At 58.7% G+C, this 13,454-nt stretch carries 15 protein-coding genes and 1 tRNA gene; 1 reads left to right on the top strand and 15 read right to left on the bottom strand.

The genetic code is table 11. The annotated features are described in order from the left end of the window. Positions 1-34: 34 nt before the first annotated feature. The 11 genes from GS612_RS06750 to GS612_RS06700 all read right to left on the bottom strand — a co-directional run bounded on the left by GS612_RS06750 (position 35) and on the right by GS612_RS06700 (position 9,051). The gene (locus tag GS612_RS06750; RefSeq protein ID WP_171639471.1) at positions 35-1,141 is read right to left on the bottom strand and encodes an alpha-hydroxy acid oxidase; all 1,107 of its coding nucleotides are present in this window, start codon (positions 1,139-1,141) and stop codon (positions 35-37) included. Then, positions 1,141-1,695, bottom strand: a complete 555-nt coding sequence (gene comE, locus GS612_RS06745; RefSeq protein WP_171639470.1) for a sulfopyruvate decarboxylase subunit beta — start codon at positions 1,693-1,695, stop codon at positions 1,141-1,143. Before comE ends, GS612_RS06750 begins: the two co-directional genes overlap by 1 nt. Then, positions 1,692-2,198, bottom strand: coding sequence for a sulfopyruvate decarboxylase subunit alpha (gene comD / locus GS612_RS06740; RefSeq protein WP_152458032.1), 507 nt, complete (start codon positions 2,196-2,198; stop codon positions 1,692-1,694). The genes comE and comD overlap by 4 nt, the downstream gene beginning before the upstream one ends. A 49-nt stretch (positions 2,199-2,247) precedes the next feature. Beyond that, a complete protein-coding gene (locus tag GS612_RS06735) occupies positions 2,248-2,658 on the bottom strand; it encodes a universal stress protein (protein ID WP_171115849.1) in 411 nt (136 codons plus the stop codon). Between the two features lie 23 nt (positions 2,659-2,681). Next, on the bottom strand, positions 2,682-3,662 hold the full coding sequence (locus GS612_RS06730) for a zinc-binding dehydrogenase (RefSeq protein WP_171639469.1): 981 nt from the start codon (positions 3,660-3,662) through the stop codon (positions 2,682-2,684). Then, a complete protein-coding gene (locus GS612_RS06725; protein ID WP_171204787.1) occupies positions 3,659-4,420 on the bottom strand; it encodes an SDR family NAD(P)-dependent oxidoreductase in 762 nt (253 codons plus the stop codon). Before GS612_RS06725 ends, GS612_RS06730 begins: the two co-directional genes overlap by 4 nt. Then, positions 4,413-5,720 carry a histidinol dehydrogenase gene (hisD, locus tag GS612_RS06720; protein ID WP_171639468.1) on the bottom strand — a complete coding sequence of 436 codons (1,308 nt, stop codon included), beginning with the start codon at positions 5,718-5,720 and terminating at the stop codon, positions 4,413-4,415. The genes GS612_RS06725 and hisD overlap by 8 nt, the downstream gene beginning before the upstream one ends. Positions 5,721-5,732: 12 nt before the next feature. Further along, positions 5,733-7,061: a TRAP transporter large permease gene (locus GS612_RS06715; RefSeq protein WP_171639467.1), complete on the bottom strand. Its 1,329-nt coding sequence runs from the start codon at positions 7,059-7,061 to the stop codon at positions 5,733-5,735. 11 nt (positions 7,062-7,072) lie between these two features. Next, positions 7,073-7,585, bottom strand: coding sequence for a TRAP transporter small permease (locus tag GS612_RS06710; RefSeq protein ID WP_171115839.1), 513 nt, complete (start codon positions 7,583-7,585; stop codon positions 7,073-7,075). Between the two features lie 111 nt (positions 7,586-7,696). After that, positions 7,697-8,842 (bottom strand): TRAP transporter substrate-binding protein, encoded by a 1,146-nt coding sequence (locus GS612_RS06705; RefSeq protein WP_171168041.1) that lies wholly within the window; start codon positions 8,840-8,842, stop codon positions 7,697-7,699. A gap of 23 nt (positions 8,843-8,865) precedes the next feature. After that, positions 8,866-9,051, bottom strand: coding sequence for a hypothetical protein (locus GS612_RS06700; RefSeq protein WP_171115836.1), 186 nt, complete (start codon positions 9,049-9,051; stop codon positions 8,866-8,868). Positions 9,052-9,185: 134 nt separating this feature from the next. Here GS612_RS06700 and GS612_RS06695 point away from each other — a divergent pair, with 134 nt between their 5' ends. Then, positions 9,186-10,208, top strand: coding sequence for a LacI family DNA-binding transcriptional regulator (locus tag GS612_RS06695; protein ID WP_171639466.1), 1,023 nt, complete (start codon positions 9,186-9,188; stop codon positions 10,206-10,208). Positions 10,209-10,333: 125 nt separating this feature from the next. Here the strand turns inward: GS612_RS06695 and GS612_RS06690 are convergent. The 4 genes from GS612_RS06690 to GS612_RS06675 all read right to left on the bottom strand — a co-directional run bounded on the left by GS612_RS06690 (position 10,334) and on the right by GS612_RS06675 (position 13,429). Further along, positions 10,334-10,407: transfer RNA gene (locus GS612_RS06690), tRNA-Gly, on the bottom strand. A gap of 70 nt (positions 10,408-10,477) precedes the next feature. Continuing rightward, on the bottom strand, positions 10,478-11,305 hold the full coding sequence (locus tag GS612_RS06685) for a polyphosphate kinase 2 family protein (protein ID WP_152458042.1): 828 nt from the start codon (positions 11,303-11,305) through the stop codon (positions 10,478-10,480). Positions 11,306-11,431: 126 nt separating this feature from the next. Continuing rightward, positions 11,432-12,493, bottom strand: coding sequence for a methyltetrahydrofolate cobalamin methyltransferase (locus GS612_RS06680; protein ID WP_171639465.1), 1,062 nt, complete (start codon positions 12,491-12,493; stop codon positions 11,432-11,434). A 9-nt stretch (positions 12,494-12,502) separates the two neighbouring features. Next, on the bottom strand, positions 12,503-13,429 hold the full coding sequence (locus GS612_RS06675) for a methylenetetrahydrofolate reductase (RefSeq protein ID WP_171639464.1): 927 nt from the start codon (positions 13,427-13,429) through the stop codon (positions 12,503-12,505). Between the last annotated feature and the right edge of the window lie 25 nt (positions 13,430-13,454).

Below are 13,454 nucleotides of genomic sequence, written 5' to 3'. Positions count from 1 at the left end.
CGTGGGAAACCTCGGGTCATTGCCGTCACCCACATCAGGCGTTGCGTCGGACTTCGTCCAGCGACGTGACGCCCAGCTGGGCCATGGCGATGCTGATTTCTTCGCTGAGTACCGACCATAGCTGCGCCAGACCCTTTTCGCCTTCGGCCGCAATTGCAAACTGAAGGATACGGCCGAAAAAGGCAAAGTCCGCCCCGTTCGCAAGCGCCTTGAGAACGTCTTCACCAGAACGCAGCCCGCTGTCGTAGAAAAGCGGAAAATCCGGACCGACGGCCTTGCGTATCTCGGGCAGAAGCGTGATTGGCGCGGGCGCACTTTCCAACTGGCGTGCACCATGGCTTGAGACCTGAATGGCGTCCACGCCCGCTGACTTGAGCCTTTGCGCGTCGTCTGCATCCAATACGCCTTTGACCACCAGATTCCCGGCCCACTGGTCGCGCAGACGAGCCAATGTCTCCCACGTTGCCTTGGCGCGGCTTTCGGTGCGGTCGAAATCGTAGCCATCCATCCGGAAATTCGCCATTTCCGGCTTGCCTTTCAGCAGGACCGGCAAGGACCACCGGGGGTGCAGGGCAAAATCCATCACCTGCTTTGGCCCCATTTTGAAGGGCATTTTGAACCCATGACGCAATTCGCGCGGGCGTCGGCCAACCTCGGGCACATCCACGGTCAGCACCAGTGTTTCGTACCCCGCTGCCTTGGCGCGATCGACCAGCTTGAATGTGCCGCTGCCATCGCCGCTGAAATACAACTGGAACCAGGCATGGCCTTCCGCTTCGACGATCAGATCCTCCATCGCGGTCGAGGCGACAGTCGAAACCCCAAGCGGCACCTCGTGGCGTGCCGCGATGCGGGCCAGCATCATGTCGGCCCCCGGCGCGGACAAATTGCACATGCCCATCGGCGCGATACCAAACGGGCGTTTCGCGGGCCGGTCGAACAGCAAACTTGCCAGAGACCTTTCACTGACGTCGCGCAGGATACGCGGGCGCAAGGTCATTGCATCCAAAGCGGACCGATTGCGACCGGCACCCCTCTCGGCCCCGGCTGCACCATCAATATAGTCGAACACCATCCACGGAAGACGCCGCCGCGCCAGGCGGCGGGCGTCCTCGGCGCTGTGGATGGCGCTTGCGCCCATCAGGCCTGAACGGCCTTCATGAAGCGGTCGCGGATGACGACCGGATCCATCGTGATCGGCGGCATCTTGGCATTGCCGCTTTCGCATTTGCTGACGATGATTGTCATCTGCTTGGCATCCAGCGCCTCTTGCAGCACACGCCCGGTGTCTTCGGCGGCACATTCGATCACGCGCTCACACCCGGCGGCCTCGGCCATTTTGGCCAGCGACGTCTTTTGCCCCGCATAGGTCGGCTGATCGCCGGTCGAGCCGTACGAGCCGTTGTCCACGATCAGCAGGATGTAATTGTCCGCCACGTTGTTGGCGATCGTTGGCAGGGTGCCCAGATTGGTCAGGATCGAGCCATCGCCGTCAATCACGATCACCGGTTTGGGTTGCGACAGCGCCAGCCCCAGGCCGATCGAGGACGCAAGCCCCATGGTGCCAAGCATGTAGAAGTTGGTGGGCTGGTCGTCGATGGTATGCAGTTCCTGGCTGGGAATGCCGATGTTGCAGACAACCAGTTGATCACGCAGGATCGGGGCGATTTCCTTCAGAATTTCAGAACGGATCATTGGTCGCCATAGCCTCCCCAGAAATTGGCGTCGGTCAGGATGGCGACCGGCTTGTTGCACATGAAAGTGTATTTCAGGATCGCGTCGAGCTCTTCGACATCGGCCTGATGGTGGAAGTGGTAGGTGGGGATGTTCAGCTGAGCCAGCAGCGCCTTGGTGTGAACCGCCATCTCAACCTGGCAGGCAATGGGTTCGCGCAATTCTCCCCGGTACGATATCAGCATCGGCAGCGGCATCCGGTAATACTGGATCAGCGTCGCCAGTGTATTGATCGTCACGCCAATGGCTGTGTTCTGCATGATGATCGCGGGCCGCTTGCCGCCCATCCACGCCCCTGCACACAGGCCCATCCCTTCGTCTTCCTTGTTGGAGGGGATGTGATAGATGCCCTCGCGCTCGTCGATTTCTGCGATGACACCTGCCAATTGCTTGCACGGGACAGTGGTGACAAACGAGATATCGTTGGCCACCAGATCGTCGGTGATCTTTTTGTCTATGTTCATGATCCAGCTTTTGGTCCTGTTTGGGGCGCTAGATGCGCGATTGAGGAATTCAGGCCCTTCGGTGCACGTGCACGGCACAGGGGGCATGGCGGACGACGCGCGAAGCGGTCGATCCAAGGAAGTAGTCGCTTAGGTCCGGCTTGTGCGAGCCGATAACGATACAGTCGACATCCTTGCTGCTGGCATAGTCGATGATGGACCGCGCGGTATGGCCTTTGACGATTTCGGCCGTCACCCCTTCAAGCCCTTCGACTTTTTGCAACAGTTGCAAACGGGCCCGTTCAAACCCTTCGGCGACAACCGATTTGTCCAGATAGGCGCTGACCGATCCCTGAGGCATCTCGTAGACATGCAGCGCAATTATTTCTGCGCCCTCTCCTGACAAGGCCCGTGCGATTTCCAGCGTGTGTTGCGATATGCCGTGATCCAAAGCTAACGGGACCAGTATTTTTGTGTACATGAAGGTCTCCAGTTCTGTCAGTTCTATCCCCAGGGTCTCAGGATAATCTTCGGTGCGGCCACGGCGCCAGACCGGATATCGCAAAACGCTTGCGCGCCGTCGGCCAGAGCGCGTTCTTCCATCCAATCCAGAGCCCCCAGCCGCCCGTCAAAGATCGCCTGAGCCGTCTGGCGAAAGTCTTTGGCGGTGTATGTGTAAGTCCCTATGAATGTGATTTCCTGCAAGGTCATCCGGCGAACATCCAGACCACCGGTATCCTCACCCAAACCCACATGCGCGATCACGCCGCCCGGTTCGGCCATGGCCGAGGCAACCGACCGCGTCGCAGCGTACCCCACGGCATCTATGACCAACGGGTAAGTCCCTTTGGTTGACTCCACCAGCGCAAAGCTTTCGATTTTCGCCAGGTAGTTGCGACGCAGCTCATGTGGTTCCGCGATGGTCACATCGTCAACGCCCATTGCCCGCAAGGCCAATGCCGCTGCAAGGCCGATGGCCCCGCCGCCGATCACCAGTGCGCGACGGTCCATCGCAGGATGCAGAGCCTCGATCCCCAACCGGACCGTATGCCAGCTGACGGCAAGCGGTTCCGCCAGCGCGGCTTTGGCGAACGAAACATCCTCCGGGACCTCAACAAGATTGCTGGCAGGCATGGTGACGTATTGAGCAAACGCCCCTTCGCGCGGAGGCATCGAGATGATCTGGCGATCCGGGCACAGGTTTTCCCGACCGGCAAGGCAGGCCGCACATTGACCGCAGCTTACCAGCGGATTGATCGTGACACGATCACCGGCTCGTATCCCGTCGACAATCACACCGGCCGCCTCGTGCCCCAGAATCAGCGGAGCCGGACGGCGGGCATCATGGCCCAGATAGGCGTGCATGTCCGACCCGCAGATGCCAACCGCCTCGATCCGGATCAAATGCTCGGACGGACCCGCCTCGGCATCCGGCACATCGCCGAACACCATCTGCTCCACACCTTGGTAAACCAGTGCCTTCATTTGGCTGTGAACCCTCCATCAACCATAAGAACCTGCCCCGTGACATAGCCGGACGCGTTCGAGCACAAAAACAGGATCGGCCCGTCGATATCCTGCATCTGCCCATTGCGCCCAATGCAGGTTTGAGCGGCGTTGCGTTCCGCGCGCTGGGGGTCGTCAAACACGGCCTGGGTCAGCTCGGTCGGAAAGAACCCCGGACCGATTGCGTTGGCGGTAATGCCAAAGGGCGACCAGGCTTCGGCCATGGCACGGGTCAATTGCGCGATCCCGGCCTTGGTCGCGCCATAGGCAATGCCGCCCGGAAAGGCCCGCGTCGTTTGCAGCGAGGCGAAATTGACGATGCGCCCCCACCCCTTTTTTTTCATTTCGGGCACCATCGACTGACTCAGGAAAAACGGCGCGCTCAGGTTCAGGGCAAGCGTGGCATCCCAGCCATCAGGTGTCACCTCGTCGGCGGCCTCACGCGTGTTGACCCCGGCCGCATGCACCAGAATATCCGGTGCGCCAAACTTGGAATTGATCACCTGCACCAGCCCGCCGATTCCGGCACGATCCGCAACATCAGCAACGACGGCTTCTGCGTGTTCGCCGATTTCGGCCTGCATCTGCGCCAACGCGTCGCTGCGACGCGCCACGCCGACGACACGCGCGCCGGCCGCGGCAAGCGTTCGCGCCACCTGCCGCCCCAGCCCCGAACTGGCGCCGGTGATGCAGGCCACCCGGCCCGTCAGGTCAAACAATGTGCGCGGGTCATCCATCAGCGGTCAGATCGAATTGCTCATCCGGGAAATACTTGGCCAGACGCACATCAGCGGCACGGGCGTGACCTTCCATACCTTCCAGTCGGGAAATCCGTGCGGAGGCTTCGGCGATCGATTTCGATCCTTCACGTGTTGCGCGCTGCCAGGTGACGATCTTCATGTATTTGTGAACACTCAAACCGCCGGTGTAACTGGCCGCACCCGAAGTCGGCAGAACATGGTTCGTTCCGGTTGCCTTGTCCCCGTAGGACACGGTGGTTTCCTCACCCAGGAACAGCGAACCATAGCAGGTCAAGCGATCCAGCCACCAATCCAGATCCTCGGCCTGAACCGTCAAGTGCTCGGGCGCATATTCATCGGAACACGCGGCCATCTCTTCGCGGTCGGAACAAACGATGACTTCGGCATAGTCGCGCCACGCGGCCGAGGCGTTTTCCCGGTTCAGCTCTGGCAGATCGTCGATCAAAACCGGAACCAGCTCCATGACTTTCTGCGCAAGGTCGCGATCATCCGTCACCAGCCAGACGGGCGAATTGTATCCGTGCTCGGCCTGACTGACCAGATCGGTTGCCACCACGTGGGCGTCCGCGGAACTGTCGGCAAGGATCAGGCTGTCGGTCGGGCCCGCGATCATGTCGATACCAACCTTGCCGTACAGGATGCGTTTGGCCTCGGCCACGAACTGGTTTCCCGGCCCCACAAGGATATTGGCGCGCGGCAAACCGAACAAACCATAGGTCATGGCGGCCACGCCCTGTACACCGCCCATGGCCAGAATGCTGTCGGCTCCGCAGATATGCGCGGCATAGACAATCGCTGGTGCAACGCCCTCACCCGGACGGGGCGGAGAACAGGCCGTGATATGACGGCATCCGGCGACCTTGGCCGTTGTCACCGTCATAATCGCGCTGGCGATATGGCTGTAGCGCCCACCGGGAACATAGCATCCTGCTGCATCCACCGGGATCGCCTTTTGCCCCGCAACAAAACCGGGAACGATCTCCATCTGTACGTCCGACACGGTGGCCTTCTGCGTCTCGGCAAAGCGACGGACGTTGTCGTGGGCAAAGCGTATATCGGCCTTCAGTTTTTCCGGCACCTGTGCGATGGCCGCATCAATCTCGTCCTGCGTCATCAGGACATTCCCTTCGTACTTGTCGAACTTGAGGGCATATTCCAGTGCTTTGTCGTCGCCACCCGCCTCGATGTCGGCAAGGATGGTCTTGACCGTATCATGCACCTCAGAGGCATGCGATTGAGCGGTGAGAGTCGCCTTTTTCAAATATTCACGAGGCATGTTCAGCAGGTCCTATTGGTAGATTTCAGGAAGCAGGGTGGTCGACACAGCAGGCACGTAGGCGATCAGGATCACCACGATAAGCATGGTCAGTACAAAAGGAATGGCCCGGGCGGCAATCTTCAGAATGGACTCACCGGTAATGCCAGATACGACGAACAGGTTCAGTCCCAGCGGCGGCGTGATAAAGCCCACACCCAACGCGGTGATCATCATGATGCAGAACTGAATCTCGTTCATGCCGATATTGTCGGCCAGCGGTTTCAGGATTGGTGCCAGGATCACGATGTTCGGCGTTGTCTCCATCACGCAGCCTGCCGCGATCAGGATGCCGATCATCAGCAAGATCAACAGATAGGGATCATCGGTCATCGACGTGACCGAGGCCACGAAACCCTGCGGGACCCCCATGATCGCCAGTGCTTCGGCCAAGGGTGCCGAGAATGCGATGATCGGCAGGATGACTCCGTTCACCTTGGCCGAACTGACCAACATCGATGGAAAGTCTGCCAGCGTCAGTGTGCGCAGGATGAAACCCATGATTATGGTGACGACAACGGCCGTTGCGCCGGCTTCGGTCGGGGTCAGGCGACCTGAGAAGATGCCGTAGAAGATGATCCCCGGCACGATAAACGCGTACCAGCCCGATTTCAGCGCCTTGCCCAGATTGGCCAGCCATTCCCCCATGGTCATCATGCCGCCACCCTCATAGGCATAAAGGCGGTTCACGATGATGTTTGTGATCAGGATCGACACCAGGATGGCCAGACCCGGGATCAAGGCTGCAAGAAACAGGGTCGAGGCGGAAATACCCAGCACGAGGCCGATGATGATATAGGCGATCGAGGGCGGGATCAGGATGCCGGTACAGGCACCAGCCGCAACCAGAGCACAGGCATAGGGGCGCGGATAGCCGCTTTCCACCAGGCGGTTGATAGTCATGCGACCCACCGCAGCCGCCCCGGCGGCATCCGACCCCGAAATCGCGGCAAACATGCCGCAGACCAAAACCGTGGCCGACCCGAACCCGCCCTTGGCAAAGCATGTCAGCGCCTCGGCCACGTCCAGGAATTTGCGCGACAGGCCGGTCCGCACCAGAACGTCTCCGGTCAGGATGAACAATGGCACAGCGGTCAGGGCGAATGCGTCGATACCTGTGAACAGGCTTTCTCCGACCAGGCTGAGTGGCAGATCACCGGACATGATCAGCATCACGATCGCCGCTGTGCCAATGGCGGCCCAAACGGGCACGGCCAAGGCGATCAGGCCTACGAACAGGATCACCGGCAGGTAAAAATCCCAGCCCAGTTCAACGGTTTGATTGAGGGAATTCCAAAGCATTCGTGTTCTCCTCAGTCAAACAGCTTGTCGCCTTCGAAGACGGGGGTGCCGTCACGAAGTGATTTCACGTCACGCAGGAAAGATTGTATCAGCCGCCATATCATCAGGGCGAATCCGGCGGGCACCGCCATAAGGAACCAGACTTTCGAGACCCGAAGCCCATCCGTGACCGAGCCGAACTTGGCCGAGACATGAACCGCCTCATACGACCAGTAGAGCGCGATGATCGCCACGCCGAACATCACGAGATCGCCGAAAATATACAGCACCGCCTTGGGGCGAGGCCCGATGTAATGCATGATCACATCGATCCGGATATGCGCCCGCTCTTTCACCGCAGCCGCGGCACCGATCCAGGCCAGGTAGATGAAGGAATATCGAACGATTTCCTCGCCCCAGATCGACGAATAAGCAAAAATCTCGCGCCGCAGCACTTCGATGGCCATGGTAATCACAAGCATCACGTAGAACACCAGCAGCAACCAGCGTTCTGCGTTTCGGTCTATGTTTTGAAGAATGGTCATCTGATCCTCCGGCGCAGGGACAGCCTGACCCGCGCCTGATGTGGCGGGTTGTTGTCGGGCTGACTGAAAGTAAGGTTCGTGGACGCCCGTCAGGCGTCCACGGCTTGGGCCTTAGGCGTCGTGGACGTAATATTTGCCCTGAGTACCGGCGGCTTCGACCAGCTTTTCGAAGTTTTCCATCGATCCAGCCAGTTCCATCTTGAACGGATCCCAATCGGCGTTTTGATACCCGCCGGCATCCTGCCATTCCGCCAGTTGGTCGTCACTGAGCGAGTGGAACTGCACCCCGGCCTTGTTCAGCTCGGCCATGGCATAGGCGCGGGCCGACGGAACCTTGGACAGGTTCTGATGGCTGGTCATTTCCGACCCCCACATGATGCCTTCCTGCACATCAGCCGGCATCGAGTTGAACCATTCCAGATTACAGGAATAAACTTGGCTGTCCGGCACCGCCTGCGTGAAGGTCACATGGCTGAGGATGTCCTTGAAGCCGAAGACATAGAGTGCGCCAACCGAAGGATCGAGCGCATCCGCAACGCCCTGCTTGATGGCCGAGGGGGTCTCGCCCCAGGCAACGGGCGTCGGGTTGGCGCCGACCATCCGGTAGTATTGTTGCAGCATCTTGGATCCCGGCACGCGGAACTTGATCCCGCTCATATCACCGGGTGTGAGCACGGCATTGCCGCCCTGACGAACCGCAACGACGCGCGGGTCGATGTTCACATAGAACAGAGCCTTGAACCCTGCCGCTTCGACCTTGGGGTGAACCTCACTTTTCCACGTGTCCGAATGGACAAGGTTCGTGAAACGCTGGTTCGAGCCACACAGGTACGGCATGTTGATCAGGTCGACTGTCGACGCGAACGGCGCGAAATTCGACAGCGAATGCTGCGCCGCCTGAATGGTGCCGCCCTGCACTTTCTGCACCAGCGCGCCGCCTGCACCAAGCTGACCGCCGGGGGCCAGTTTGACATAGACCTTTCCGTTGGTGGCGTTCTGAATGTTTTCTTTCAGGTCCAGCTGCATGATCGGATAGCTGCGCGACGCGCCAAGCACATAGGCCGTGGCCACGGTCATCACGTGATCTGCGGCCTTTTCACGCTCGCTTTCTTCCTTCGCGGTCTGCGCAGCGGCCTCGGAAGACCACAGAACGCCCCCTGCCCCAGCGACCAATGCAGCAGTAAACGCGCCACTGGCGCTCAGTTTCAGAAAATTGCGGCGCTCGGCCGATGCCAGTTCGGTCTTGTCGGTTTTCATCAATTGCCCTCCCAAGCAAAAGTTCAGCTGCCGTCTTGTGCGTCCCGGTCAGCTTCCTTTTTCAGAATTGCGACAACGAACAGGATCGAAGCCGCGAACAGAACCAACATCTCTCCAACGTCGCCAAGAAACGCGCTGCTGGCAAAAGCACCCAAAGCGACATTTGCGAAATAGATCGCAAAAACGATGACTGATGCAGCGAGATACATTTCCGGGACTCCCTTCAGAATCGGCTCAAATACCTTTGTAAGCGCTTACATCTTAAATGCAAGCGCTTACATAAACGCTTTCATCCTTGAAAAAATGCGACTAACTTAGGCGAACCGGAATTGAGAGTTCGAGAATGTCAAAACATCGGTCCGCACCGACGCTGGATGACGTCGCCAAGGCAGCAGGCGTTTCAACTGCCACCGTGTCACGGTGCCTGAACACCCCGCAACAGGTGGTCGAGGCAACGCGGAAACGTGTTCTGTCTGCCGTAGAGACCCTTGGCTACACGCCGAACTTTGCAGCCCGAGTGATGGCTGCACGGCGTTCCTTCACGATAGGTGCGATAATACCGACGATGGAAAATGCAATCTTCGCAAGGGGGTTGCAGGCGTTCCAAGAGGAGATTCACAAACAGGGCTACACCTTGCTGGTCTCCAGCTCGGCCTACCAGCCGGCCGCAGAAGAAGATCAGATCCGAACGCTGGTTGCACGGGGCGTGGACGGGCTGTTGCTGATCGGGCATGACCGGGACGTGCAAATCTACGATTATCTCGAAAAGCGAAAAGTGCCGGCCCTGGTGGCGTGGTCCTTCCTGCCAGACGAACCAATACCGTCCGTCGGGTTTGACAACAGGCGGGCGATGGAGGCTTTGACAAGCAAGATCATCGAATTGGGCCACACGCGGTTGGCAACGATTTCAGGCATCAGCAAGGGCAACGACCGTGCGCGCTTGAGGATCCAAGGGATAAAAGACGCGATGTCCCGACATGGACTGTCGCAAGACGACCTTTCGGTGATCGAAACCTCGTACGAGATTGAAAACGGCGCCGATGCGTTCAAGCATCTCATGTCGAATTACAACCCGCCGACCGCGGTGTTGTGCGGCAATGACGTTCTGGCCGTCGGTGCGGTACGGCAAGCTCAGCAGATGGGACTTCGGGTGCCCGAAGATGTATCGATCACCGGCTTTGATGATATCGAACTTGCGCGCATTGTCGCCCCTGCCCTGACAACTGTCCATGTTCCTCATCGTGACATGGGACGCAAGGCTGCCCAAGCGTTGATTCAGATGATCGAATCCAATGCACCGGGCAAATCTGTTGAACTGCCGACGCACATCGTTGGCAGAGAGTCCTTGCTTGGCCTCAACAGCTAGAACCGGCTATACAAGCCCTTTGATCAAATCCGTGGAAACACGTGCCGATTAGATCCGCGAAGGTGGTGGCAAAGCCACGCAGCGTCACCTTTTTCGATGAAATAACAGCGCCTTGCAGTCCGATTTGGAGCGGGTAGCGGGAATCGAACCCGCGCGTTCAGCTTGGGAAGCTGACAGGCTACCATTACATCATACCCGCCTTGTCAGATGAAATAACACCAGAACATCCAGACGTTCAACCCGGATCGCAACCAACCTTTTTCGGGTTCTTACTCGGTTCGGGCTCGCAGGCTGTCGATCAGGGACTGGTCGACTGCCAAGGTCTTGCCTGCCGCTTCCAAGGTACGGCGATCCAGATGCTGGGGGTTCAGATCAACCCCTTCCGAAAACGCCTCGACAATGGCCTTCATTGCCGTGATCCTCGCATATTTCTTGTTGTTGGACGGGATCACGTGCCAAGGGGCAACTTCTGTAGACGTCCGTGCCAGCATTTCATCCACGGCCACCTCTGCGACATCCCATTTTTCGCGGTTTCTGAAATCTTCATAAGTCAGCTTCCAGCGTTTCATCGGGTTGGTCAGCCGCTCAGTAAATCGGCGCATCTGCTCTTCCTGTGAAATGTGGAAGAACAGTTTCACGATTCGAGTCCCGTCATCGACAAGCATTCGTTCGAAATCATTGATTTCCTGATACGCGGCCCGCCAGCGTGTTTCCGGAGTCAGCTTTTCGATCCGCTCAACCAAGACCCGGCCATACCAGCTGCGGTCGAAGGCGGAGATCGCACCCGAAGGCGGCAGGCGTTCCCAGAAACGCAACAGATAATGCCGGTTGAGATAGTAGTTCCGGGGCGCACCGATCGGCCAGACCTTGAAGCTGCGCGGGTCCAGGGCCTGACTGATCCGGCGAATGGTCCCCCCTTTTCCGGCAGCGTCCCACCCTTCGAAAACCAACACGCCCTTGAGCCCATGAAACAGATAAGCTTGCTGAATTCTGGCTAATCGTGTCTGCAATTCGATCAGCTGATCGAAGTAGACCTTTTTATTCAGTTTCCTGGTCAGATCCGCATCCGAGAGTTTTGGGGGGTGATGTTTACTCATGCTGCTACCTGATCAATGCATCCTGGATCAGGGTATTCTGAAGCCTTCTGCAAATTCGACATTGATCAGGGTCAAATGCAAAAGGCCGGTCGCTGAGCCCGGCCTTTGCAGTCTGTGTCGTTCAGATCAGGCGCGGCGCCGACGGCCACCACCGCGACGGCCACCTACGGGTCCTGCGGCACCGGCTTCGTCCGGTGCTTTGTTGAACCGGATCCACTCACCGCCATGCGGGTCGTTGTTGGTCAGCAGGTTTGCCGCGCGGATGGCTTCCATTTCCTTGCCGGCGCGCGGCTTGGTCGATCCCAGACCGAACATCTGCACGAAGGTTTCATCGTCCATGCCTTCAGGCAGGATGATACCGGCTGCAGCCACGGCCTCTTTTTTCTCGGCGATCTTCTTCTGCGTCACGGGCAACGCCACCGGGTTCATGATGGCCGAGGTCATGCCCGCGCCCATTGCCATCGGCAGGAACGCGTTGTTGATGCCGTGACGGTTCGGCAGACCGAACGAGATGTTGGACGCACCGCAGGTGGTGTTCACACCCAGTTCTTCGCGCAGACGACGGACCAGCGCGAACACTTGCTGACCGGCGGTCGCCATCGCACCGATGGGCATGACCAGCGGGTCAACCACGATGTCATGTGCAGGGATGCCGAAATCGGCAGCGCGCTCGACGATCTTCTTGGCGACGTCAAAGCGCACATCGGGGTCTTCCGAAATACCAGTGTCATCGTTCGAGATAGCCACGACCGGTACGTTGTACTTTTTGACCAGCGGCAGAACCAGTTCCAGACGCTCTTCTTCGCCGGTGACCGAATTCAGCAGCGGACGACCTTCAGCCGCCTCAAGACCGGCTTCCAGCGCGCCCGGAACCGACGAGTCGATACACAGCGGCACGTCAACCAGACCCTGCACCAGCTCGACGATCTTTCGCATCAGCGGTGGTTCGGTCTCGTTCGGGTTGGGGTTCGAGTTGTAGACAACGCCCGCATTGATATCCAGAACGGTCGCGCCAGCCGCTACCTGAGCAATGGCGTCTTTCTCAACGGTTGAAAAGTCGCCCGCTTCCAGCTCGGCGGCCAGTTTCTTACGTCCGGTCGGGTTGATCCGTTCACCGATCACGCAGAACGGTTCGTCAAAGCCCAGGACGGCTGTTTTTGTTTTTGATTCTACGACTGTTCGGGTCATGTCCGTTCCTTAGGAGTTTACAGGCTTTGCCGAAGCGCCGCCGTTATTGATCGCCCAGTTGGCGTTGGTCTTGATCCCGCCCAGCGGGAAGAAGTGCACGTTGGTGATGTTGAAATCCGGGCTGGCCGCCTTGTGGTTGGCCAGTTCGGTCACGACATCGGTCGGCTCGTAGGGCAGCAACAGCTTGGAGACATCCATGGCGCGCTTTTGCAGAACCTTCAGAGACGGCCCAACGCCACACGCGATGGCGAATTTGATCAGGGTTTGCAGCTTGGCCGGGCCCGCGATTCCGATATGTATCGGCAGATCGATGCCCGCTTCTTTCAGGCTGTCGGCCCAGGCGATGATCGGCTTGGCATCAAAGGCGAACTGTGTTGCCAGCGCCATTTCGGCATCCGTGGTCTCGTTGAACTTCTGCTTCCAGCGCAACGCGTCATCGACGTTCTTGGTCGAACCGTCGGGGTCGATGTCCTTGTTGCCTTCGGGGTGGCCCGCCACGTGCAAGCGCTTGAAGCCCGCCTTGTCAAACAGACCACTTTCCAGCAGCTGCATCGAGCTGTCGAACTCGCCGTGCGGGTTGGCGACACCGCCCGCCAGCAACAACGCCTGTTCAACACCCGCTTCGCCCTGATACATGGAAATCCAGTTTTCCAACGTCGCCGCATCCTTGATGATGCGTGCCGGAAAATGCGGCATGACAGGGTAACCTTCCGCCGCAATTCGCTTGGCCGTCTTGACCATGTCTTCGATGGGCGTGCCCTCGATATGGGCGATGTAAACGCGTGTCCCCTCGGGCAGCAGCGCGCGGAAATCGTCGACCTTTTCGGCGGTACGCGGCATGACCTCGATCGAATAGCCTTGCAAAAAGGCTTCGACGGTCGGATTTACTGGGCCGCTTTCGACCGCATCACGTTTCTTGAAGTTCAGCAAAGCCATTTCGGCCTCCCATAAAGTCTGGGGC

The sequence above is a fragment of the Ruegeria sp. HKCCD6157 genome (genome assembly GCF_013110685.1).
GTDB lineage: Bacteria > Pseudomonadota > Alphaproteobacteria > Rhodobacterales > Rhodobacteraceae > Ruegeria.
This window is presented reverse-complemented; position numbering and strand designations above follow the sequence as displayed.

What these genes read in the sequence shown, in the direction of transcription:
- GS612_RS06680 (WP_171639465.1), bottom strand. Translation starts at nt 12,493, where the DNA reads ATGACCCGAACAGTCGTAGAATCAAAAACAAAAACAGCCGTCCTGGGC.
- GS612_RS06730 (WP_171639469.1), bottom strand. Translation starts at nt 3,662, where the DNA reads ATGAAGGCACTGGTTTACCAAGGTGTGGAGCAGATGGTGTTCGGCGAT.
- GS612_RS06675 (WP_171639464.1), bottom strand. Translation starts at nt 13,429, where the DNA reads ATGGCTTTGCTGAACTTCAAGAAACGTGATGCGGTCGAAAGCGGCCCA.
- GS612_RS06705 (WP_171168041.1), bottom strand. Translation starts at nt 8,842, where the DNA reads ATGAAAACCGACAAGACCGAACTGGCATCGGCCGAGCGCCGCAATTTT.
- hisD (WP_171639468.1), bottom strand. Translation starts at nt 5,720, where the DNA reads ATGCCTCGTGAATATTTGAAAAAGGCGACTCTCACCGCTCAATCGCAT.
- GS612_RS06710 (WP_171115839.1), bottom strand. Translation starts at nt 7,585, where the DNA reads ATGACCATTCTTCAAAACATAGACCGAAACGCAGAACGCTGGTTGCTG.
- GS612_RS06700 (WP_171115836.1), bottom strand. Translation starts at nt 9,051, where the DNA reads ATGTATCTCGCTGCATCAGTCATCGTTTTTGCGATCTATTTCGCAAAT.
- GS612_RS06725 (WP_171204787.1), bottom strand. Translation starts at nt 4,420, where the DNA reads ATGGATGACCCGCGCACATTGTTTGACCTGACGGGCCGGGTGGCCTGC.
- GS612_RS06695 (WP_171639466.1), top strand. Translation starts at nt 9,186, where the DNA reads ATGTCAAAACATCGGTCCGCACCGACGCTGGATGACGTCGCCAAGGCA.
- GS612_RS06715 (WP_171639467.1), bottom strand. Translation starts at nt 7,061, where the DNA reads ATGCTTTGGAATTCCCTCAATCAAACCGTTGAACTGGGCTGGGATTTT.
- GS612_RS06735 (WP_171115849.1), bottom strand. Translation starts at nt 2,658, where the DNA reads ATGTACACAAAAATACTGGTCCCGTTAGCTTTGGATCACGGCATATCG.
- GS612_RS06750 (WP_171639471.1), bottom strand. Translation starts at nt 1,141, where the DNA reads ATGGGCGCAAGCGCCATCCACAGCGCCGAGGACGCCCGCCGCCTGGCG.
- GS612_RS06685 (WP_152458042.1), bottom strand. Translation starts at nt 11,305, where the DNA reads ATGAGTAAACATCACCCCCCAAAACTCTCGGATGCGGATCTGACCAGG.
- comE (WP_171639470.1), bottom strand. Translation starts at nt 1,695, where the DNA reads ATGATCCGTTCTGAAATTCTGAAGGAAATCGCCCCGATCCTGCGTGAT.
- comD (WP_152458032.1), bottom strand. Translation starts at nt 2,198, where the DNA reads ATGAACATAGACAAAAAGATCACCGACGATCTGGTGGCCAACGATATC.